The organism is Halobacillus sp. B29, assembly GCF_052246755.1.
Lineage (GTDB): Bacteria > Bacillota > Bacilli > Bacillales > Halobacillaceae > Halobacillus > Halobacillus halophilus.
Genome location: NZ_JBQQCM010000008.1, coordinates 77,035 through 99,268, shown reverse-complemented (window position 1 = coordinate 99,268; position 22,234 = coordinate 77,035). Strand labels below are relative to the sequence as shown.

Below are 22,234 nucleotides of genomic sequence, written 5' to 3'. Positions count from 1 at the left end.
ATTAAGGTATGAAAGGATTTTGTAAGCATGAAAGAGTTTATGAAGTGGTTCAATCAATCGGACCGTGATCAAAAGGACGGCAAGCCTGGACTCCCTTTTTCAAATTCAATGTTTGATATGGCAAACATCAATAAATATGTGCAGCAATCGATTGAAGATGCCCTTAAACCAACCCAGCATATGTTTGATTCTCCTCATCCCACCTCTGATCCCAAGGAACACGCAGGTTTTGATTATGAAGTGGTTGAGTTAATGCTTTATTATATTGTTCAAATTCGACTGCCCAAAGAAACAAATATGGATGCACTGCGTCTTACTCTTGGTAACTGTAAATTATATGTGGAAGGCATCGGGGAGGGGAAAAAAACGATTCCTTTGCCCGGACAGCCCAGCCGTCGAAATATATCTGCTCAATACAGCGATGGGATGATTGAAGTACGTCTCCATAAAAAGAGAGAGGATTATGAAAAAGAAATCCACGTTTTTTATTAAAACTGGATTTCTATTTCATTTGCCGAAGTGTTCTTTGTAATTTTGATAAGCACAACCCCGTCCTTGTAGGACGTTTGTACGTCTTCATACGTGAAATGAAAATGGACGGGAATGATTCGCTTGAATTCACCCTTCAATCTTTCACTGTGTAGTAATTTTTCTTCAGGAACCGGGTACGGATAGGAGATTTGTCCCTTAATAATTAGTTGAGTCCCTTCCTGGGACAAGTGAAGTGGATCATTGGAATGATAACCGGGGAGATCTACAATAATAACGCCTTCTTTCTCTGTCTCATAATAATCATAAGAAGGCCCTCTCTTCGGAATGACATGATGCATATCGTTCCAAAAATCTTCACCCAGAACTTTCTCAACATTTTCAGAAAAAGCATTCCAGTTTAATTTTGCGTTCTTATTATTCATAAGCTCACCCCGCTGTTTTAGTTTATGAGAACTACCCTGAAATCATGATGCTAGAATCATTTACAATGGTTTTAGTCTTTAGATAAATAAGTATTCAAGAGATAGACGATCTCATTGATCTAAATTATTTTTCGACTGAGCTCGTTACTAAGCCTGGCCATAAACCTCTTTTATCAAAAAGCGGTTTTAAGACTCTTAGAATGCAAGGTTCATAACCTCTTTTTCGTTTAAGTCACATTAGAGCTTGTCAAATCCACGTTGGTATCGCTTCCAATTTCGAGAATTTTTTAAAAATTACTTGTTGTTTTTATAAAATGACCATGTTACTATTTACTTAACTTAAGAGTTATTGAATTTTGTGCAAACGTATTCACAAAATTGCTCATTGGTAAGAAAACTCACTGAATTAGGGAATTTTAATCTGGTAGATGAGTTTTTTTAAGTAACAATTGTGCAAACGTATGCATGATTCTCGTAGTTAGGGTGTGGCAAGGTCGAATATTTTTTTGTCACGTATTGAAAGCGGATTCAATAATTCAGAAAAATAGGGGTGGAAAAATGAAAGGTAAAAAATTTTACTCGGGTATTGCTACTGCACTTCTAGCTTCTAGTATCGCATTAACAGGCTGCTCTTTCTCTTCAGGCGACAGCGGTGGAGATTCAGGGGAGGAAGCTTCTGGAGACGCGGTAACGGTGGATGTTTTCCAATTTAAAGTTGAATTTAAAGATCAGTTTGAAGAACTGGTTTCCATGTATGAAGAAGAAAATCCTGATGTAAATATTAATGTGAAAACAGTGGGCGGTGGAAATGACTATGGTGCTTCCCTGAAAACGTCCTTCTCTTCAGGAGAGGAACCAGACATTTTCAACGTCGGCGGTCCGACAAGCGTGGACGAATATGAGAAATACTTAGCTGATTTATCTGATACAGAAGCAGCGGGCGCTGCTCTTGAAGGAACGCTTACTAGTGTTAAGCGGGATGACCAGGTGCTTGGGCTTCCATTCAACCAGGAAGGTTATGGCCTTCTCTATAACAAGAAAGTTTTTGAAGAAGCAGGAATCAATCCAGATGAAATTAAAACGATGGATGATTTAGAAGCTGCTGTTGAAACACTTAACAGTAAAAAGGACGAGCTGGGTATTAAAGCTCCGTTTGCCTTCCCTGCCAAAGAGAAATGGGTAATGGGTAACCACTTGGCTAATGCTTATCTTGCAGATGAGTTCAATCATGATGTGATGGAAGCTTATGAAGCTGAGACGGTGGAATTCGCTATGGGTGACCAAATGAAGCAATTCACAGACTTGCAAAATGATAATTCTATTCAACCAACCTTAAGCCTTGACTATTCTCAACAGGTTGAGGAGCATTTCTCACTTGGGAATGTAGCAATGATTCAACAGGGGAACTGGGTGTATAACACCATTGCCTCCATGGATGAAGAGTTCGCTCAAAACAACGTTGGACTTCTTCCGATTCCTGTAGAAGGATATGAAGGAAGCATTCCAGTTGGCGTTCCTAACTACTGGGTAGTAAATAAAGAGTCTGAAGAGGAAGTCGTGCAGGCAAGTAAAGATTTCTTAGACTGGATGTACACTTCTGAAACAGGTAAGAAGTTCGTAACAGAAGAATTCAAGTTTATCCCGGCATATGAAGGTTATGAAGATCAGGAAATTGCAGATCCAATTTCTCAGGAAATCTATAACTATGCAAAAGAAGGAAATACACTGGGCTGGGTCTTCCTTGGTGCTCCAACAGCTTGGACAGAAGATGCTCTTGGTGTAGCTATGCAGGAATATATCGCAGGTGACATTACCTGGGAAGAAGTTGAACAACAGGCAACGAAAGCCTGGGAAGATGCGCGTCAGTAGTCTTTAACTAAACAGCCGGCAGGATCGCTTCTATACGATCCTGCCGGAACATATAAATATCTCCTCTATTAGGATATTTAGACGTATAGGTAGTCTAATAGGAGAGATGTTTATTTTATCAGATTATGAAATCGATATCATATCGATAAACCACGGACTTTTTACATAAAAGTGCACGTGTAAAGTATTGGAGGAGGTTTACATGAAAAACCGCAGTCTTGCCTTTTGGTTATTCTTAACTCCCGTGATCCTCGGGTTGGGAATTGTTGTCGTTATTCCGTTCATCTATGGTTTTATTTATTCATTCACAAACTGGAATGGACTTACAGCTACGGAATTCTTAGGATTCCAAAACTACATTAATTTGTTCCAGGAAGACGAGTTCATGCAATCGATTTGGTTTACAATCAAATTTGCAGTCGTTACGGTTCTGCTCCTCAATGTATTTGGAATGGCACTGGCTTTGATTGTGACACGTAACATTAAGTCCAATAATTTATTGCGTACCGTATTCTTTATGCCGAACCTGATTGGTGGATTGATTCTAGGCTTTATCTGGCAGTTTATCTTTATTAGTGTGTTTGGCGACATAGCGAACTTAACAGGTATTGAAGGTTTGAATGGCTGGTTATCCACCACAAATACCGGTTTCTGGGGTCTGGTCATTTTAACAGCCTGGCAGATGGCCGGGTACATCATGATCATCTACATTGCTTATCTTGAGAACATTCCTAAAGACTTAATCGAAGCGGCTAAAATTGATGGCGCGAGCAGTTTCCAGCGATTCAAAAACATTACGTTTCCGCTTGTAGCTCCAGCTTTCACGATCAGCATGTTCTTAACGCTGTCTATGTCCTTTAAGATTTATGATCAGAACTTGTCACTCACGAACGGCGGACCTTTTAACTCGACACAAATGGTGTCCATGGAAATTGTCCGTACGGCGTTCTCTGACAATCAAATGGCCTATGCGCAGGCAAAGGCGGTTATTTTCTTCTTAATTGTGGCCGTCGTTGCATTAACCCAAGTGTATTACAACAAGAAACGGGAGGTTGAGATGTAATGAAAAAAAATCAGGAAAAACGGAATTTATTTTCCATTGAAATTCTCGGCCTTCTGCTTGGTTTATTGTGGATCGCTCCTTTCTACTTAATGGTCGTCAATGCTTTTAAGACAAAGCGTGATATTTTCGGCGGGGTTTTAGGTTTCCCATCGGAACTCGCCTTTGATAACTTTGCACAGGCCTTTGTCGACTTAGCTTTTCTTAAATCATTGTTTAATTCGGTGCTTGTCACCGGATGCAGTATAGCTATCATCATTCTGTTTTCTTCCATGGCCGGCTATGCTCTTGCTCGTAATAAAAGTAAATTAAGCGGGTTCATTTTCTTCATATTCGTTGCTGCGATGCTTATTCCATTCCAGTCTGTTATGATTCCGCTCGTGTCCATATTTGGACAAGCAGACATGCTGAATGCAGGCGGATTAATCTTCATGTATCTTGGTTTCGGGTGCAGCTTGTCAATCTTCCTTTATCACGGGGCGATGACGGGTGTTTCTAAATCTATGGATGAGGCCGCGATTATTGATGGGGCAAACCGCTTCCAGTTGTTCTGGTATATTATTTTCCCGCTGTTAAAACCTATATCCGTGACTGTAGGGATTTTGAACACCATCTGGATCTGGAATGACTACTTGCTGCCTTCTCTAGTACTTAGTGAAGCAAATGCCACCATTCCACTTAAAATGTTCTATTTCTTCGGGCAGTACACGAAACAATGGCACTTAGCTCTGGCAGGGCTGACGATTGCGATTCTTCCGGTTATTATCGGATACTTCTTCGCTCAGAAACAAATCATCAATGGCGTTTCTGAAGGTGCTGTGAAATAGAGTCAGAGGAGTAGATGCACGTGTCTGTCACTATTAAAGATGTAGCAAAAAAAGCAAATGTTGCCCCGTCCACTGTATCCCGTGTCATTTCTGACAGCCCAAGGATCAGTGAAAAAACGAAGCGCCGGGTGCGGAAAGTTATGGATGAGCTCGGCTATCACCTGAATTACAATGGCCGGGTTCTTGTCAGCCAGTCCACGCAAACAATTGGGATTGTGACAAAGGTGGCTTCTGTGCATTCTTTTGATAATCCTTTCTTTTCAGAATTGCTCAGAGGAATCAGCGATGCCTGTCATGACAAGGATTACAGTATCTACTTAACCACTGGTAATACAGAAGAATCGATTTACCGGGAAGTGGTGAAGATGGTTCAGGGGAAACGAGTGGACGGGGTGATCGTTCTGTACTCAAGAGAAGATGACAATGTTGTTCCTTACTTAAGGGAATGCAACTTTCCATTTGTGATGATTGGTAAACCTGTCTCTCATACGAGTGATACCATGTTTGTGGATAATGATAATGTCCAGGCGAGTAAAGAGGTTACCGATTATCTCATTGGTCTGGGGCATCAGAAAATCGGTTTTATCGGCGGAGACTCCCATTATGAAGTGGCACGTGACCGTTTGTCAGGGTTCAAATTATCTCTGAGCGAGCAAGGTCTGGAGCTGCCGCGGGATTACTTGAAGAATATCCAATCCGGGAAAGCGGATGCTGAGACCGTGGTGGAAGAGATATTGCAGTTGACTGAACCTCCGACCGGGCTTGTGATTACAGATGATTACAACTCGATGAAGGTGATGAGGGCTCTGGAGGACAAAGGAATTCGTTTGCCGGATGAAATGAGCATTGTCGGGTTTAACAATACGATGATTGCCAGGTTATCAAAACCGCCGCTTACAACAGTCGATACGCAGTCCTTCCAGCTCGGTCACGAATCGGCGAGGAGTTTGATCGAATTACTGAATCATCCGGATATGATGAAAAAGAGCATTATTATCCCGACCGTTATTGTCGAAAGAGAATCCTGCATAAGACTTGAGGTTCAAAATACAGACCCAGAACAAGACCGGACACCACATTAAAAAGAGATAAAGAAAGGGAGAGGAAATCATGAACGTATTAGTTTGGAATGAAAATCGCCATGAAAAAGAAAACAAAGTAGTCAGTGACATCTACCCAGAAGGAATTCACGGAGCAATTGCCGGCTTTCTTGGAGAAGATCACGAAAATGTAAAAACAGCCACGCTGGATGAAGAAGAACACGGCTTGACCGATGAAGTTTTAGCGGAAACGGACGTACTGGTCTGGTGGGGACATAAAGCACACGAAGACGTAAAAGATGAAATTGCAGAAAAGGTAAAGCAACGTGTTTTGGAAGGTATGGGTCTTGTCGTTTTACATTCGGCCCACTTTTCTAAAGTGTTTAAGAAACTCATGGGCACGACCTGCGATTTGAAATGGAGAGAAGCTGACGAGAAAGAACGTTTATGGGTTGTAGATCCAACTCATCCGATTACAGAAGGTGTGGGAGAGTATATTGAGCTTGAAAAAGAAGAGATGTACGGTGAACATTTTGATATTCCGGCACCGGAAGAACTGATTTTCTTAAGCTGGTTTGAAGGCGGAGAAGTGTTCCGGAGCGGAGCCACTTTCCGACGTGGCAGAGGTAAAGTCTTTTATTTCCGCCCCGGTCATGAAACTTATCCAACTTATCACAACAAAGAAATACAAAATGTTATTAAAAATGGTGTAAAATGGGTGAATAACACGAATACTCCGAAACACGTTTATGGGAACGCCCAGCCTTTAGAAGAAATTTCTACTAAATAACAGGAGGTTTTTACTATGTCTAAACTGAAGATTGCTGTCCTTGGGTGTGGGAGCATTGCTCAAAATCGGCATTTATTAGAATATGATGCGAATGAACATGTAGAGATCACAGCTGTATGTGACATTGTTGAAGAAAGAGTTAAAGAAGTAGCTGAAGAGTATGGAGCCAACGCTTACACGAGTTATGAAGATCTTTTGGCTAAAGAGAATGTGGATGCCGTCAGTGTGTGTCTCCCGAACTATCTTCACGCACCAGTATCTATTGCAGCTTTAAAAGCCGGTTGTCATGTATTGTGTGAAAAACCGATGGCGACTTCCAGAGAAGAAGCGGAAGAAATGATTCAAACCGCCGAGAAAAATAACAAAAAACTGATGATTGCTCACAATCAGCGCTTTGTTCCTTCTCATGTAAAGGCGAAAGAACTAATCGCTTCTGGAGCTCTTGGAAAAGTGTACAGTTTCCGCACGACATTTGGACACGGCGGCCCTGAAGGCTGGAGTGCGGAAGGAAAAGACAGCTGGTTCTTCAAGAAAGATCAAGCCTTTATAGGTGCGATGGGAGACCTCGGAGTACATAAGGCAGATTTACTTCGTTACATACTTGGACAAGAGTTCATCGATGTAGCCGGGTTTATCGAAAACAATGCCAAAGAAAATATTACCGTAGATGATAATGCTGTTTGCATTCTGCGCAGCGAAGAAGGCGTGGTAGGGACCATGACAGCAAGCTGGGCGTACCAACCGGGAGAAGATAATTCAACCGTTATTTATGGTGAAAAAGGAACCTTGCGTCTGGAGGATGATCCAGTTTACTCCTTAATTGCCCAATACACCAATGGAGATATCGTAAACTATCAGCTTGGCAAGATCCAGTCCAATGATGAAGGCGGACAGAGCAATTCTCATGTGGTCGATCACTTTGTAGAAAGTATTCAAAATGATACAGAGCCGTTGATCACAGGGGAAGAAGGAATGAAATCCCTGGACGTTATATTGGGAGCCCTTCGCTCTGGAGAAACAAGACAAATCAGCAGTTTGGAGCGGGTCAAGAAGTGACACGTTTGAAGATGGGGATCATCGGAGCAGGGGGGATTGCCCAGGGGAGGCATATCCCCTCTTTTCAACAATTAGAGGATTCCGTAGTACTAACGGCTGTACAGGATCTAAACAAGGACCGGGCTGAAGAAGCTGCCAGCCTTTTCGATATACCTCATGTATTTGAGAATTACGAAGACCTTTTTCAGAAGGTGGATGCAGTGACAATCTGCACCCCAAATAAGTTCCATGCGGAAATCGCAATTGCCGCGCTAAACGCAGGGGTTCATGTGCTCTGCGAAAAGCCAATGGCGATTACAACGGAAGAATGTACCCGCATGATCGCTGCAGCTAAGAAAAATGACCGCCTGCTGTCCATTGGCTATCACTACCGATTCACCCCTGAAGCTCAGCTTGCGAAAAAAGCTATGGATAACCAGGAGATTGGCGACCCATTAGTCACACGTGTGCAGGCGATGAGAAGACGTAAAGTTCCGGGCTGGGGCGTGTTCACCAATAAAGATTTGCAGGGCGGTGGAAGCCTGATTGACTTTGGCTGCCATCTTCTTGATCTTGCCCTTTGGCTCCTCGATGATCCGAAACCTGTGGAGGTTATGGGAAAAACATATGATCGTTTGAGTAAGACACCGGGCCAGGTGAACGATTGGGGTGCGTTCGATCACGAGACGTTTGATGTAGATGATCATGTAACCAGTTATATTACGTTTGATAACGGACTTTCCTTACAATTTGAATGTTCCTGGGCTGCAAATATTAAAGATGATGATACGAAATTAAGCATTTCTGGAGTAGATGGCGGCTTAAGCGTATATCCTTTTGAATTGTATCAGGCTAAATATGGAGCTCTCTGGGACAGTTCAGCGAAGATCCGTGAAGGAGAGCCGAAACCAGGTCTGTATCAGGCCAAAAACTTTGTCGACAGCTGTCTCGGTCAGGATGAATTAATCGTCAAGCCTGAGCAGGCTCTCCAAGTGACGAAGTTAATGGAAGCTATTTATTTAAGCAGTGAAACCGGCACAAGTGTGAAGCTCGACTAAACGAATGAATGGAGGAGTCATGACATGAAACTAGGTGTATTTACAGTATTATTTTCCGATAAATCTTTTGAAGACATGCTTGATCACGTAAAAGCTTCTGGACTTAAGGCAGTTGAGATTGGCACGGGCGGCTACCCGGGAAACGCTCACTGTAACGTTGATGAGCTGCTTGAAAGTGAAGAGAAACGTAACGATTACTTAGAAAAAGTACATTCCCGTGGATTAACGATCAGTGCCTTCAGCTGCCACGGAAATCCAATTTCACCTGATCAGAAATTTGCTGAAGAATCACACGAAGCTTTTGTGAAATCGGTTAAACTGGCAAGCCTGATGGATGTTCCGGTTGTGAACACTTTCTCTGGTACACCGGGCGGCCATGAAAACGATACGGCACCAAACTGGCCGGTCACACCCTGGCCCGCGGAGTACTCAGATGTGTTAGAATGGCAATGGAACGAAAAGCTGATTCCTTATTGGAAAGAGCAAGGAGAATTTGCAAAAGAACATGGAGTTAAAGTAGGCCTTGAGCTGCACGCAGGTTTTCTTGTGCATACGCCTTATACAATGCTTAAGCTCCGCGAAGCTACCAATGATGCCATTGGTGCGAACCTTGACCCAAGTCACCTCTGGTGGCAGGGCATTGAACCGGTAGCAGCAATTAAAATTCTTGGGAATGCGGATGCTATCCACCATTTCCACGCGAAAGATACGTATATTGATCAGGAAAATGTAAACATGTATGGTCTTACAGACATGCAGCCTTATGGTAATGTAAGGACTCGCGCCTGGTCGTTCCGTTCCGTAGGGTATGGTCACGGGACGCAGGAATGGTCGAATATCATAAGTGCTTTACGAACATACGGCTACGATCATGTGGTCAGCATCGAGCATGAAGACCCAATCATGTCGATCAATGAAGGATTCAGCCAGGCAGTGAAAAACCTGAGAGCTGTATTAATTGAAGAACCACCAGCCGAGATGTGGTGGGCGTAAATAAATAGGTACTAACCCCTTTTCCAGTAAAAGGGGTTTTCTTCAGATAGGAAGGGGAGACAGATGAACCGTACATCAGGAATTAGAGGCGGACTATATGCAGTAAGTGAGTGGATTGCCAAGTTTTCACTCAACAATTTACAATGGGCAGTATGCAACCTGCCGATTGCTTTACTCGTTATCAGCATGATATATGCGGAAAAGATAGAGGATATCTATTACCTGGCCCCTACATTGATCGTATTGATGCCGATTTTGTTCTTTCCCGCTACAACGGCGCTGTTTGCTAAAGCGAGGGAATGGGTGAGAAAAGATCACGACGACAGACCTGATCGGACGTATCTTAGCTATTATAAGGAAAATTATAAAGTAAGTTTACAAGCCGGGATAGTCTTTACGATTCTATGGGGCGTCTTACTCGGAGATATTTATTATTTCTCTACGGTTAATGAGTTGATCATGAATGTTTTCTTTATCGTGGGGATCATTTTGTATGTATTCACGGTCAATTTCTTCTCGGTAACGGTGCATTTCGATCTTAAAGCAAAACCAGCGTTTAAAAAAGCATTTCTTGTGACGATCGTGAGTCCTTTGTCATTCGTAACGGTTGCGATTACATCGGCGATTATGCTTTATATCAGTGTTTATGTCTTTCCGCTGATGATTCCGATCTTTACAGGATCAATCATCGCATTTCTCTCCTTCTCATCATTCTACAGGCTGTTTTTAAAGTTAAACCATAAGGAAAAAAATGGATGACCTGAGGTGAACACCTCAGGTCATCCATTTTTTGTTAAATAGGACCTTCTTAGAGAATGAGAAAGAAGGATCCTGCGATAATTAAAGTAACGCCGATTACTTTCTTTAGTGTAATGACTTCTTTAAGAAGAAAGTAGGAAATAACAAGTGTCCACACATAAGTGATTGACGTAAGCGGGAACACGATCGTGTATGGCAGATAGTTTAGTGTAATGATATTCAGTATGGCTCCTGCGCCGTAAAAACTGCAGCCCACGAATAAATGTTTAAAGAAATACGTGTTTAAGGCAAATCCATGGCTGGTAGCTTTTTTAAAAAAGTACCCGCCTACAGCCCCTAGCAGCGTAAACAGGAGCACGACAAGCAGCCAGCTAATTGTCGCCACCCCCAATAAGTGCGGCCCCTACAATGATGAGGAAGGTACCGATCAAATTACTTTCGGTAATGGTTTCCTGCAAAATGATACTTCCGAAAAATAAGGCAAAAACGTACCCAATGCTGAGCAGAGGATGGAGTACGGATAGACTTCCAAAACGGAAGGAAACGATCATCATAACGGCACCCAGGAAATAAAGGAAAAAGCCTATGATTAAGAAAAAGTTGATTCCTCCATCTGACATTTTCCAGAACATCTGACCCAGGGCAGTTTGGAGGGAAGCGAGTACCATGAACAGGATGCCGATTCGATTTTCTTTTAAAGATTTCGTGAAATTACTCATGCTGAACCTTCTTTTGTTTAGAATCGAACGTAACGAATACAACAGCCGCCATAAGGAATGTTACCAGCACATTAGCAAATTGGTAACGGAAATCCTGGGCTGGGGTAGCGAGCAGCATCGTTCCCGAATTGAGAAGAACGGGTAACAGGATGAGCAGGGAACGAACTCCCGTTTTAAGAGCCAGCGCTACTCCTGTCAGCAGGATGATGGCCGTGTAGGCAGCAGGTCTTAAGACCACTTCCAGCAAGTACATTTCAACCCTTACTAAATTGTCGTTGATAACTTGATAAACGGTGCTGCTCAGAGGAGACGTTTTTAAATCGTAGTCATTATAAAGATAGACGTTTCTTGCATACGTACTTGTGTAGCCATCTTCAGGCTGATTGATCTGCCAGATAATCGATGTCTGATCCAAATAAGCTTCTACAGCAAGGCCGAAGTTATTTGAAACGACAGCGGCCCATGTACTTAAATAGTAGCCGAAATCATCGAAAATGACATTCTGGTCATACTCCCCGGCAAACTTAATTTTATCCGTCAGATAAGGATTATAATTCTCTTTCCAGGTTTCCAGAGGCAGAATGGAATCAAGGTAATTCCTCTGTTCTTCCGTTAATTCACCGTTCTCTTTAATGATGTGCGCCAATTGCTGTGTAGGGATACTTAACGCTTCATTCGGGCTCGTTGCACGAACGTCCATATAGTTAAAGAAGGGCCCGGAGATGAGGAAGTAGGCTAGTCCGACGAGCACAAGCGTAGTTATCAAACGCTTGAAATAGGCCCGGTAAGCAATCAGCAGGAGAAGGGCCATAACCACGAAAATGGGCAGGCCGTTGCTGCGCATTAAACTGATGGCTAAAGCATTAATCCCGAGCATAAGCTGGTGCCAGTTGGAAGCAAGCCAGGTACCTCTGCTTGAAACGATGTTATAAGTGAAAATCGTGAATAAAAAGAGGAAGCCGCTAAAGAATATGTCTTTCCAGATGGCAATTGGAAAGATTCCGTTTAATGGATAGAGACCGAATAAAAGCACACCGATCCAAACCCACTTAGAAGCTATTCCACGTTTTTCAAGGCTGTACGCCGCATACCCTCCAAAGAGGGCAAGAATGACAATTTGGGAAAAGGCTATAATCGCCGGTGTTTTCCATATAGTGGTTAATGCCATGATATACCACGTATAAACGACCGGGTGCCAGTTGCTGAAATCAAGCGTATGGATCTGTTCCCAATGCGATAGAGAATCCGGTGTCATCGTTCCCGGATAGTAGGCTACTAAATACATAGACCAGACTAGAATAGGAAAAATCGCGTAAATGCAGATTTTCCACCTCGAAACGGTTTTCCAGTGAAGGGAGACCGAATGGTGGACCAGTAGATAGAGCAGCCATGCGCCGGAGACGAATAAGGTTACATAGGAAATAAGAAAAACATAGGCATCGAACAGCCACGAAGAAGCGGCTAAATACCCGGAAGACGTTTTTAAACTCCACATCAGGATAAATGAAAATAAGAGTAAGAAGACCAGCACCGGAGGGCGCATTATAAAACGAATATATGAGTGCTTCTGGTTCAAAAAGGATGTCAGGATTAATTTATGGATCACGGTGAAAAAGACAAGTGTGAATCCAATGACCACCCCATGTGTTTCGCCGAATTTCTGGTAAAGGGACACTAAAGCTATTGTACTTAATACACTGGCTAATATACTGATTAACCAGAGGCTGGTCTTACGATTCATAATCTTGTACCTTCATATCCTGCTTAATTTTGTTCAGTTCCCATTCAAATTGTTTTTTAAAGTTGGCTGCTACGGTATCCAGAATCAAGCCGCAAGCGAACGATAAAACGGAGAGAATTACGAGTCCAACCGCTAAGATGGCCGAAGGAATTTTATCAATAAATCCCGTTTCCCAAAATTCTATGATCACGGGGACGCCGGCAATCAGCCCAAACACCAGAAACAGTATGGACCAGAAAGAGAAGAACAACATGGGTTTATACTCTTTGAACAAGGTGAAGATCTTATTAAGTACTTTATAACCGTCACTTAAGGTATTAAGCTTGGATTCGCTTCCTTCCGGACGGTCTTTATATTCGATCGGGATTTCTTTAATCATAAAACGTTTATCAAGCGTGTGAATCGTCATTTCGGTTTCGATTTCAAAGCCCGGGCTCATGACCGGCATCGATTTTACAAATAAACGGTCAAATGCACGGTAACCGGTCATAATATCTTTCAGGTCACTTTTATACAAGAAGTTAATTAATCCTCGTACCATATTGTTTCCTAAATTATGAAACTTCCGTTTATTTTCTTCCACGTAGGTTCCATTAGATAAGCGGTCGCCGATGACGATGTTCGCTTCCTGATTTTTTAGAGGTTCAAGGAGCTGATGGACAAATCGAGCCGGGTACGTCCGGTCCCCGTCTGCCATGACATAATAATCGGCGTCAATGTCCCGGAACATAGAGCGGACCACGTGTCCTTTACCTTGCCGGAATTCTTTCTTAACAATAGCCCCGTGCTGACGGGCTACCTCGGATGTTCGGTCTTTAGAGTTATTATCGTATACGTAAATATCAGCGTCTGGCAGTTCTTTTCTAAAATCTTCAATGACAGCGCCAATGGTTTGCTCTTCATTGTAACAAGGCAGGAGAACGGCAATTCTCAACTTAAAAACTCCTTTGTCTCTAAACTCAACTTGTAAATTGGATAACTTCATAAATATAGCAGATATTTCAACAGATTTCTAGTTTCCTATGGAGTAGGATAAACTCAGGGGATTAAGGGTCATTCCAGGGAAACGTGCACTTCGATGATAACACAGCACTTCCCCCTTGTTGATGTGTATGGATAAGCAGGTTTATATAATTATAGAAGAATGGGAGAGGGTTCTTTGGAAGAACAGAAGTTTTTTAAAGGATGTCTATGGGGGACGCTGATTTCCTTCCCTTTATGGCTGATCGCTATCCTATCCGCGTGGAAACTGTTTAAATCTTAACTTAAAAGCTCTGTTATTGTTTATTGTTGCTTTTTCATAAGACTTATTACGTAATAGGGCCGGTTACTGTAAGACTCAGTTTCGAGATAAATTGAGTCCGTTTCCAGAAATTTGATGAGGGTGGCTACGGAAACAAACTCGCTTTCCTGCGGGGGAACTGGCAAGCCTCCTCGCTCGTTTCACTCCCTGTGGGGTCTCGCCTAGCTCCTTTTCCCGCGGGAGTCTCGTCGTTTCCTTCGCCACCTTATGAATGAAGAGTGAACGGACATTTCTATAGGCGAAAAGGAAAGTTTGATCCGCCTCAAATGCTTATATAACGGGATTCATTCAGCTGGATAAGCTCATTGTTAAAAATGTCTCTCCATCATAAACCAGAATTTTTCAAACACAATTTCGAGCTCTAGATATCGCAAGGTCCGGAGGGGAACGGGGAGACTCCTGTGGGATAAACATGATCGGTGAGACCCCGGAAAGCGTTAGCTTGAGGAGGCTCAGCACATGCCCACGGAGAGCGAGTCGTTCCCCGCAGGACCTAACTCTCTCACGAGATATCTCGAAACTGAGTCTTCAACAAACGGGAGCTTTACCTTAATAACAACACGGAAGTTTTACAGAACCACCCCAACTTAAAAAAGAGCAAGGAACCCGGTGGGGGCCTTGCTCTTTTTCATGATAAATCAGCCGATGATCATCGGCTCTCGAGGATAGCGGTAATTTTCAGGAGTCATTCTTCCTCTTAAAATAAATAAGAAAGAAAAGATACCGATTCGGCCGATAAACATGAGTCCAATGATAATGATTTTTCCAATGGAATGAAGGTCTGAAGTAATGCCCATTGATAGACCGGTAGTACCAAAAGCAGAGCAAGCTTCAAACATGACTTCAAGCAGTGAAAATTGAGGCTCAAACAAGGAAAGTAAAATGACGGCCCCGCTTGTAATCATAATGGCCGTGCTAATAACAATGAAGGAACGGAAAATATCCTCCTGATCAATTTCTCTATGAAAGATGCGTACATGACTTCTTCCCCGTGCATAGGCGAAAATCGCAAGCAGCGTGATTGCGAACGTAGTGGTTCTTATGCCGCCGCCCACACTGCTCGGTGAAGCTCCGATAAACATTAGTACACAAATGACTAACAACGTAGAGGGGGTAAATTCACTAACATCCATCGTAGCAAGACCGCCATTCCTTGTCGTTACCGATTGGAAAAAAGCATAGAAAAACGATTCGTGCCAGGATTTATTTTGAAAAAAATGAGTGCGATCGAAGAGATAAATAAGCACGGTTCCGATCAGAACGAGCAGTCCGAAAGTTACCGAAGTAAGCTTTGTGAATAAAGAAAAGTTGAAAAAGTCTTCGTTTCTTCGCGTAAGGTAATCTTTCACTTCGATCAGTACAGGGAATCCAATCGCTCCAAGCGTCAGCAGCAAAATATTAATGAACTGTACAAAATAATCGCTTTCGAACATGACAAGCGAAGATCCTGTGATATCGAATCCAGCATTCGTCGTTGCACTGACAGAAGCAAAAGCCCCCTGGATGAATGCTTCGCTTGTGGTGGGGAAGTATTGGGTAAAATAAACTCCGAGAATAAGGGCGCCTATGATTTCGATAATGACGATAATCAGTAAAATCTGCCGGATCAGCTGGACCATTCCAGCGAAGGTTGAGCGGTTTTGATCCGTTTTAATGAGCTGTCGTCTTTTTAAACCGATTTTTTGGCCGAGCAGCAGCCAGATAAACGTTCCAAGCGTCATGACACCGATCCCGCCAAATTGCAGAATAAACATTAATACGAAGTAACCGGGCGTATTAAAGGTGTCAGCTGTAGAGACCACGGTCAACCCTGTCACGCTGATGGCACTTACTGCAGTAAACAAACTGTCAATAAAGCTTAGATGTACACCTTCCTGGTGAAGAAAAGGCAGGCTGATCAGCAGGGTAGATAGTAAGGCTGCGGATAGATAGAATAATACAATAATTTGAAAGGGAGAAAGCTTGTCAAAAAAATGTGGAGTTTTAAATGCATGGGCCATGAATCAGTACTCCTTAAAATAGGGTAGATGCTATGTCGTCTGTACCTATGGATTTTATACATATTTAAAGAACTTAGCAAGAGTAACTAATGGGAGAAAATGGATGACTTGAGGTGGGAATTTATGGTTGCGGGGGAAGTGAGGGTTGTCTATGATGGGAGGAAGAGTGTTGGAGGGAGGAAGTGCGTATGGATATTCGTCATTTGCAGTATTTTATTGAGGTTGCGAGATTCAGCAGTTTTACAAAAGCGGCCGATCATTTATTCATCAGCCAGCCGACGATTAGTAAAATGATTAAGAATCTGGAAGCGGATCTGGGGGTAGAATTATTTGAGCGTTCCCGTAAGAAAATCACCCTTACCGACGCCGGGAGAGTCATTTTAGCTCAGGCTGAAGTCATTGATAAAGCTTTCAACAACCTCCAGACGGAACTTGATGATCTTCTCGGCCTTCAAAAAGGGCACATCCGGATTGGTCTTCCTCCAATTATGGATGCGGATCAGTTTATTAAAGCACTCGGAGGGTTTCACGATCAATACCCTCATATTACATTTCAACTTCTGGAAAATGGAGCCAAAAAAATAGAAGACAATATCATCCAGGAAGAGCTCGATGTCGGGATCACGGTACTGCCTACGGAAGAAGAAAGATTTGATTACTTCTTCCTTATGAGTGAGGAGTTGAGCGTTGTACTTCCACCTTCTCACAAGCTTTCCGGACGTAAACAAATTCATTTAAAAGAATTGGAAGAGGAATCGTTTATCCTGTTTAACAAAGATTTCGTATTGAATGACCGGATTGTATCCGCCTGTAAGGAAGCAGGTTTTCTGCCTCAAGTCGTTTCGGAGAGTTCGCAGTGGGATTTTATAGGGAAAATGATCACCGCGAATCTTGGAATCTCGATTCTTCCAAATAGTGTCGCACATTTATTAAAAGAAGATGTCAGAATCATAAAAGTTGTCCAGCCTGCCCTTGAATGGGACTTAGCGATTATATGGCCGAAGGATCGTTATTTAGCTTACGCCACGAAAGAATGGCTGAAGTTTACTCAGGATCGTATAGCCACACAGGCCGGGAAGGAACAGCCCCTTAACAAATAAGCGGGCTGTTTTTTTATGCCAGGATTGAATCGATGAAAACATTTACATAGACAATGTCTATCTAAAGCATGATGAATAACTATTTCACTTTCTTGGAAATGGCTCTTACACTATATTTATACTCCTTTTTGTAGAGGCATGTCTTTACGAATAAGCGCTTATGAAGAATTTTTTACAGAGAGGATAGATAAAGCGATGGATGCCAAAAAACCAAAAGAAAGTTTAATTATCAGCACGGACCAAGTGCTTGTGAATGATTTAAATAACTATAATACGCTGTTCGGCGGCGTTTTGATGAAAAAACTAGATAATAGTGCCACACTATCAGCGAGGCGTCATGCCCGTGTGAAAGAATGTGTAACTGCTTCAACAGACTCGATTGATTTCCTGAACCCGGTTCAACAGTCGGATTCGGTTTGTGTAGAGTCCTTTGTATCGTACACAGGCAACCGTTCTATGGAAATTTTCTGTAAGGTAATCGCAGAAGATATGATTACCGGGAGAAGAAGAATGGCAGCAACAGCGTTTCTAACCTTCGTGGCGCTGGATGAGAATAAGCAGGCGGTGCCGGTTCCGGATGTAATTCCTCAGACTGAAGAGGAGAAGTTCCTTTATGAATCTGGTGAAGAAAGGGCTCAGACCAGAAGAGTACGCCGTAAGCACTCCAAACAATTGACGGATATTATCGGCCTTGAAAAGCCCTGGGAGAAAGGAGAATATTTATATGGTGAAAACATTAGCCAGTTTGGGTGATCTGTATGCAGCTAAAGAAGACTTTGGGGAGGTGAGAAATCAGCATCCGGAAGTTTATGAACAGCTTATTCATGTAGTAAGTCTGACCCGCCAGCTTCAAATGAAATATGGCTATATGGGCAGTCTTCTCATGGATGAGGACATCACGGTATATGAACCAGAATATATGAAGGACTCGATCCTTACCCTTTATCAAAAAGAGGTTCAAAAGCTGACCGATCACCAGGAGGTGGAAGTCGTAAGACAAACGCTAACGAAGCACCGTGAGATCGGCTATCCTAAACTATTCTTACTTATCTTAGGGGCAAAGCCGGAAATGTTGAAAGGTTCGACGATTTTTAAATAACCACTTTTCAAAAAGAACAGGCTCATCGGACATTAGCCCGGTGTGCCTGTTCTTTTTAGGATATCTTAAATCCCAGTATTGATCTTAAAGAAAAGCTCCCATTACTTGAAGACTCAGTTTCGAGATAAATGGGTCCGTTACATAAGATGGGTAAGGGTTGGTGGGGAAATAACTCGCTTTCCTGTGGGGGAACTGGCAAGCCTCCTCAGTCGTTTTCACTCCTTGTGGGGTCTCGCCTAGATCCTTTTCCCACGGGAGTCTCGTCATTTCCCCACCAACCCAGCGATTTCTTGTGAACGGACCCTTCTAGAAGAGAAAGACCCTCCTACTTGATCTGGATTAAATGCTATTATGACAGGCTATTGCTGGTATTTAACATCCTGAAAATAGGTACAAAACTACCTGGTCTAATTCCTCGAATACCTCAGCACGCAGGTGATGTTTGAAGTGGTTTCGAGCGTCTGATTTGGCAAGGTCTGGAGGGGGAGGATGAAGACTCCTGCGGGATGAACATGATCGGTGAGACCCCGGAAGTCGAAGACTGAGGAGGCTCAGCACAAGGGATGTTCGACTAAGACCGCCACGTCCTGTGGCAACGTCGAACGACCCTGCGTCGTGCAGGGCCGCGGAAAGCGAATCATCCCCCGCAGGACCTTTCTTCTCATAAAAATATCTCGAAACTGAGTCTTCAACTAAACGGCCCTATAGCTTAATAAACCCTTTCTGAAAATCAATAGAAGCTTTTACAAGTGCTTTTTTAAAGCCAGTACAAGGCTTCTTTATTACTCCCGAAGATTGTCCTGAAAACGTCCCATATTTATATATTCATTTACATACAAATATGATAAGGTATTTTAAAATGAACAAAATGGAAAGTTTAGGAATGAGAAGGGGTTTATATGAAGGAAATTATTTTAATTCTGGCTGAATTGGTGAATATCTGGCACGATGTTCTCTTGGACCTCACGAGGGTACTTGGATGGGATTTGTCTGACAAAGACCTCCACTTTTGGGTAATTGGTATTCTAGGACTTATCGCGCTATTATTTGTGGATTCTCTTTTTCAAGCCTTATCTAAGTTAAGTATCTCAGCAATTTCGTTTTTATTCACTTTTTCTATGGTTCTTGTTTTCGTATTCGCTGTAGAAATCCAGCAGAAAATTACGGGAAGAGGAAATATGGAATTCGGAGATGCAGCAGCAAGTATATTCGGGTTTCTCGTTTTTTGCGGCGTCTATTTTGTTATTCGTCTGCTTTGGAGATGGGTGCAGGCTTCCCGTCGGAAACAACCGACTTCATAAATCATTGTTTTTCATAAGGGAGAGTTTACAATACCAGAGCTTTCATTCGATAAACCCTGGTCTAATAGGCTGCTTGCCCATTTTATAAAAATGAAACTAAACCGCCTCGAAAAAATCGAGGCGGTTTTCTTAATTAGAACCAAAATCAACAATCATATCGTGTGTTTTTTGTATTTCCTGATCGGACATAATCATGAGATACATTCCATTAATCATTCTTCCTTCACCACTCATTTGATAGGAGGAAGTGTTTTGACGGGCACTGCGATAGTTAGCCGCAAGTCTGCGCATGTCCTCAAATTGCATGTTGGTGTTTACGTTATCACCGAGAACATCCAGGATATCGCCAACTTTATTAACCACCCCGATACTTGCTCCTTTATCAATAATTCCCTGAATGACCTGGCGCTGACGTTCGTTACGGCCAAGGTCGCCACTTGGATCATTTTTGCGCATTCTCACAAACGCTAGTGCTTCTTCACCGTTTAATTCAATTGTTCCTTCCTTAAAGCTGTGTCCGCCAGCACTGAAAGCACGATCGTTCTGAACAGTTACGCCGTTCACCGCATTAACCAGTTGAGAAAGACCTTCCATATTCACCTTTATATAATAATCAAGATCGATATCTAAAAAGTTCTCAACAGTATTAACGGCCATATCGCTTCCGCCATAGGCGTAGGCATGGTTAATCCGGGTAGTTCGCCCGTCTCCGGCAATCTTTACTCTCGTATCACGGGGGATACTGACCATCTGCATTTGATTGTTGTTCGGATCAAGCGACATCACAATCATAGTGTCGGATCTTCCAACGTCATTCTCACGCTCGTCCACACCTAGAAGCAGTACATTAATAGGTTCTTTCTTATCCACTTTTTCTTTCGTTTCATCTGTATCAATGGTAGAAACATCTTCATGAAGATCATCATTGATTGTCGTTCGGACATCATTAAAGAGTTTGAAAATGAAGATACCGCCTGCGATTAGAAAGACGGCTAATGCGGCGAGAAGGATTTTCAAAACTCTTTTCCTTTTCCGCTTCTTTTTATTACGTTCACTCCGACCCATACGTCCACCTCTTTTTTTAAGGAGTTCTCTTCTATTATACTTTTTTTGCAGAATTCTGTAAAAATAGTAGACAACGTTTTAATGGCATTAGAAAAACCAGTACAATAGAAGAAAGAGAGTTCTACTAAAAGGAGCGTAGTTAGCTATGGGAATTAATATAGGAATTGACTTAGGCGGTACCAACGTTCGTGTTGCTATTGTAAATAAGAACGGGCTGGTAGAGGAACTGTTACAAGAACCGACAGAAGTAGAAAAAGGACATCTTCATACTATAAAAAAAATGGTGAACATGATCCACACCATTTCTGAAGGAAAGAAACGTATCGACGGAATTGGTATTGGAGCCCCGGGACCACTCGACCCGAAGCGTGGAGTGATTTTAGGTCCACCGAATTTACCGGGCTGGGACGAAGTTTATCTGGTTGATGAAATCAGCCAGCATTTCTCTGCAAACGTTTATTTAACGAACGATGCAAATGCTGCGGCTCTTGCTGAAGCCACCTACGGCAGTGGAAAGGGCTATGAAAGTGTCTACTATGTAACGGTAAGCACCGGGGTAGGCGGCGGTCTGGTGACCAATGGACAAGTCTTTCATGGGGCTCAAGGGTTCGCAGGTGAAATCGGAAATATGATTGTCCAGCGCGGTGGTACTCAGTACAGTAATTTAAATAAAGGGGCACTTGAAGGGTACGCAAGCGGAACGGCGATTGGAAATCGGGCAAAGGAGCTTCATAACATAGAAGGAGGAGCGGAAGCCGTATTCGATCTTGTCAGAGAAGGAAATGAAGAAGCATGGCAGATTGTCGATGACGCGGTTGATTATTTAGCTGTAGGCATTGCAAATGTGACGCACGTCGTAAATCCTGATGTGTTTGTTATTGGCGGTGGGGTGATGAACGCCGGTGATCTGGTGTGGGCACCTCTTAGAGAAAAAGTAAAAGGGTACGTCTATGAAGAACTGGTTCCTCATATTAATCTCCAGCCGTCTTCGCTAAGCGGAGATGCCGGCGTAATAGGAGCTTCCCTGCTCACCCGGTAATACCCAATAAAAGGGACCTCAGGTCATCCAGATTCTGGATGACCTGAGGTCCCTTTTTTTCCCTTTCAGGGATAAATGGCATAAAGCAAGCGTACAGTAGAATAGGTTAATCTTTTGGAGGAATGAAAACGTGAAGAAGATGTTATCTATGCTGTTCGTTGCTTTCTTTATGGCGGGATGCGCTGATGCTTCAGGGCGAGCCATCGAGGAATTTAAACCCTCTAAGGATAATGAATGGCACATAGTCGTGTTTTATGAGAATGATCCGCCCGAAGAAGCCTATCAATCATCGCTAAATGGAATTAAAGTGTTTCTGGCAAGAAAAAATATTGCAGCCAAGATCAGTTATCAACAAATAGAGGACCCGAAAAATTATCGTGAACTGCTGCAGGTAGAGCCTAAACAAATCGTTGTCTTTGATTACAAAGGAGTGCGCCTGAAAGCAAGAAGTCCGGAAGTACTGGAAGGAATGGTGCTTCAGCTCAATTAGCAGCTTTACCAAAAATCCCCACCTCAGGTCAT

General features: G+C 42.8%; 23 protein-coding genes. 16 read left to right on the top strand and 7 right to left on the bottom strand.

From position 1 onward, the window contains the following. Positions 1-27 precede the first annotated feature (27 nt). Complete coding sequence (locus ACTWP7_RS11775) at positions 28-492, top strand: hypothetical protein (RefSeq protein ID WP_443123345.1); 465 nt, start codon at positions 28-30, stop codon at positions 490-492. Here the strand turns inward: ACTWP7_RS11775 and ACTWP7_RS11770 are convergent. Continuing rightward, entirely contained in the window at positions 489-914 is a 426-nt protein-coding gene (locus tag ACTWP7_RS11770) for an Hsp20/alpha crystallin family protein (RefSeq protein WP_443123344.1), read from the bottom strand. The two genes, ACTWP7_RS11775 and ACTWP7_RS11770, sit on opposite strands and share 4 nt — an antisense overlap. A 558-nt stretch (positions 915-1,472) precedes the next feature. Here ACTWP7_RS11770 and ACTWP7_RS11765 point away from each other — a divergent pair. From ACTWP7_RS11765 to ACTWP7_RS11725, 9 genes are all read left to right on the top strand, one after another. Continuing rightward, positions 1,473-2,783 (top strand): ABC transporter substrate-binding protein, encoded by a 1,311-nt coding sequence (locus tag ACTWP7_RS11765; protein ID WP_443123343.1) that lies wholly within the window; start codon positions 1,473-1,475, stop codon positions 2,781-2,783. 202 nt (positions 2,784-2,985) lie between these two features. Next, positions 2,986-3,846 (top strand): carbohydrate ABC transporter permease, encoded by an 861-nt coding sequence (locus ACTWP7_RS11760; RefSeq protein WP_224893914.1) that lies wholly within the window; start codon positions 2,986-2,988, stop codon positions 3,844-3,846. Further along, entirely contained in the window at positions 3,846-4,670 is an 825-nt protein-coding gene (locus tag ACTWP7_RS11755) for a carbohydrate ABC transporter permease (RefSeq protein WP_014644782.1), read from the top strand. The genes ACTWP7_RS11760 and ACTWP7_RS11755 overlap by 1 nt, the downstream gene beginning before the upstream one ends. A gap of 20 nt (positions 4,671-4,690) precedes the next feature. Beyond that, positions 4,691-5,752, top strand: a complete 1,062-nt coding sequence (locus ACTWP7_RS11750; RefSeq protein ID WP_443123342.1) for a LacI family DNA-binding transcriptional regulator — start codon at positions 4,691-4,693, stop codon at positions 5,750-5,752. 28 nt (positions 5,753-5,780) lie between these two features. After that, the gene (locus ACTWP7_RS11745) at positions 5,781-6,500 is read left to right on the top strand and encodes a ThuA domain-containing protein (protein ID WP_443123341.1); all 720 of its coding nucleotides are present in this window, start codon (positions 5,781-5,783) and stop codon (positions 6,498-6,500) included. 15 nt (positions 6,501-6,515) lie between these two features. Then, the gene (locus tag ACTWP7_RS11740) at positions 6,516-7,556 is read left to right on the top strand and encodes a Gfo/Idh/MocA family protein (protein ID WP_443123340.1); all 1,041 of its coding nucleotides are present in this window, start codon (positions 6,516-6,518) and stop codon (positions 7,554-7,556) included. Further along, the gene (locus ACTWP7_RS11735) at positions 7,553-8,593 is read left to right on the top strand and encodes a Gfo/Idh/MocA family protein (protein WP_443123339.1); all 1,041 of its coding nucleotides are present in this window, start codon (positions 7,553-7,555) and stop codon (positions 8,591-8,593) included. Before ACTWP7_RS11740 ends, ACTWP7_RS11735 begins: the two co-directional genes overlap by 4 nt. Positions 8,594-8,617: 24 nt before the next feature. Then, positions 8,618-9,586, top strand: coding sequence for a sugar phosphate isomerase/epimerase family protein (locus ACTWP7_RS11730; protein WP_443123338.1), 969 nt, complete (start codon positions 8,618-8,620; stop codon positions 9,584-9,586). A gap of 63 nt (positions 9,587-9,649) precedes the next feature. Beyond that, positions 9,650-10,345, top strand: coding sequence for a YesL family protein (locus ACTWP7_RS11725; protein WP_443123337.1), 696 nt, complete (start codon positions 9,650-9,652; stop codon positions 10,343-10,345). 49 nt (positions 10,346-10,394) lie between these two features. Here ACTWP7_RS11725 and ACTWP7_RS11720 read toward each other — a convergent pair whose 3' ends face one another. The 5 genes from ACTWP7_RS11720 to ACTWP7_RS11700 all read right to left on the bottom strand — a co-directional run bounded on the left by ACTWP7_RS11720 (position 10,395) and on the right by ACTWP7_RS11700 (position 16,108). Next, positions 10,395-10,736 carry an EamA family transporter gene (locus ACTWP7_RS11720; protein ID WP_014644775.1) on the bottom strand — a complete coding sequence of 114 codons (342 nt, stop codon included), beginning with the start codon at positions 10,734-10,736 and terminating at the stop codon, positions 10,395-10,397. After that, positions 10,717-11,064 carry an EamA family transporter gene (locus ACTWP7_RS11715; RefSeq protein WP_014644774.1) on the bottom strand — a complete coding sequence of 116 codons (348 nt, stop codon included), beginning with the start codon at positions 11,062-11,064 and terminating at the stop codon, positions 10,717-10,719. Before ACTWP7_RS11715 ends, ACTWP7_RS11720 begins: the two co-directional genes overlap by 20 nt. After that, positions 11,057-12,805, bottom strand: a complete 1,749-nt coding sequence (locus ACTWP7_RS11710; RefSeq protein WP_443123336.1) for a DUF6020 family protein — start codon at positions 12,803-12,805, stop codon at positions 11,057-11,059. Before ACTWP7_RS11710 ends, ACTWP7_RS11715 begins: the two co-directional genes overlap by 8 nt. Further along, positions 12,795-13,739: a glycosyltransferase family 2 protein gene (locus tag ACTWP7_RS11705; RefSeq protein ID WP_443123335.1), complete on the bottom strand. Its 945-nt coding sequence runs from the start codon at positions 13,737-13,739 to the stop codon at positions 12,795-12,797. Before ACTWP7_RS11705 ends, ACTWP7_RS11710 begins: the two co-directional genes overlap by 11 nt. Before the next feature lie 1,007 nt (positions 13,740-14,746). Next, a complete protein-coding gene (locus ACTWP7_RS11700; protein WP_443123334.1) occupies positions 14,747-16,108 on the bottom strand; it encodes a TrkH family potassium uptake protein in 1,362 nt (453 codons plus the stop codon). A 188-nt stretch (positions 16,109-16,296) separates the two neighbouring features. On the opposite strand from ACTWP7_RS11700, the gene cidR reads away from it, so the two are divergent. The 4 genes from cidR (at position 16,297) to ACTWP7_RS11680 (ending at position 19,608) form a co-directional block, all read left to right on the top strand. After that, positions 16,297-17,208 carry a cidABC operon transcriptional activator CidR gene (gene cidR, locus ACTWP7_RS11695; protein WP_443123333.1) on the top strand — a complete coding sequence of 304 codons (912 nt, stop codon included), beginning with the start codon at positions 16,297-16,299 and terminating at the stop codon, positions 17,206-17,208. A 195-nt stretch (positions 17,209-17,403) separates the two neighbouring features. After that, positions 17,404-17,961: an acyl-CoA thioesterase gene (locus ACTWP7_RS11690; protein WP_224893901.1), complete on the top strand. Its 558-nt coding sequence runs from the start codon at positions 17,404-17,406 to the stop codon at positions 17,959-17,961. Continuing rightward, positions 17,933-18,307, top strand: coding sequence for a hypothetical protein (locus tag ACTWP7_RS11685; RefSeq protein ID WP_443123332.1), 375 nt, complete (start codon positions 17,933-17,935; stop codon positions 18,305-18,307). The genes ACTWP7_RS11690 and ACTWP7_RS11685 overlap by 29 nt, the downstream gene beginning before the upstream one ends. 899 nt (positions 18,308-19,206) lie before the next feature. Continuing rightward, positions 19,207-19,608 carry a hypothetical protein gene (locus ACTWP7_RS11680; RefSeq protein ID WP_443123331.1) on the top strand — a complete coding sequence of 134 codons (402 nt, stop codon included), beginning with the start codon at positions 19,207-19,209 and terminating at the stop codon, positions 19,606-19,608. 129 nt (positions 19,609-19,737) lie between these two features. Here the strand turns inward: ACTWP7_RS11680 and ACTWP7_RS11675 are convergent, their stop codons facing one another. Then, positions 19,738-20,673: an LCP family glycopolymer transferase gene (locus tag ACTWP7_RS11675; protein WP_443123330.1), complete on the bottom strand. Its 936-nt coding sequence runs from the start codon at positions 20,671-20,673 to the stop codon at positions 19,738-19,740. 145 nt (positions 20,674-20,818) lie between these two features. Here ACTWP7_RS11675 and ACTWP7_RS11670 point away from each other — a divergent pair, with 145 nt between their 5' ends. Beyond that, complete coding sequence (locus ACTWP7_RS11670) at positions 20,819-21,712, top strand: ROK family protein (protein ID WP_443123329.1); 894 nt, start codon at positions 20,819-20,821, stop codon at positions 21,710-21,712. A gap of 139 nt (positions 21,713-21,851) precedes the next feature. After that, positions 21,852-22,202, top strand: a complete 351-nt coding sequence (locus tag ACTWP7_RS11665) for a hypothetical protein (RefSeq protein WP_443123441.1) — start codon at positions 21,852-21,854, stop codon at positions 22,200-22,202. Positions 22,203-22,234: the final 32 nt, after the last annotated feature.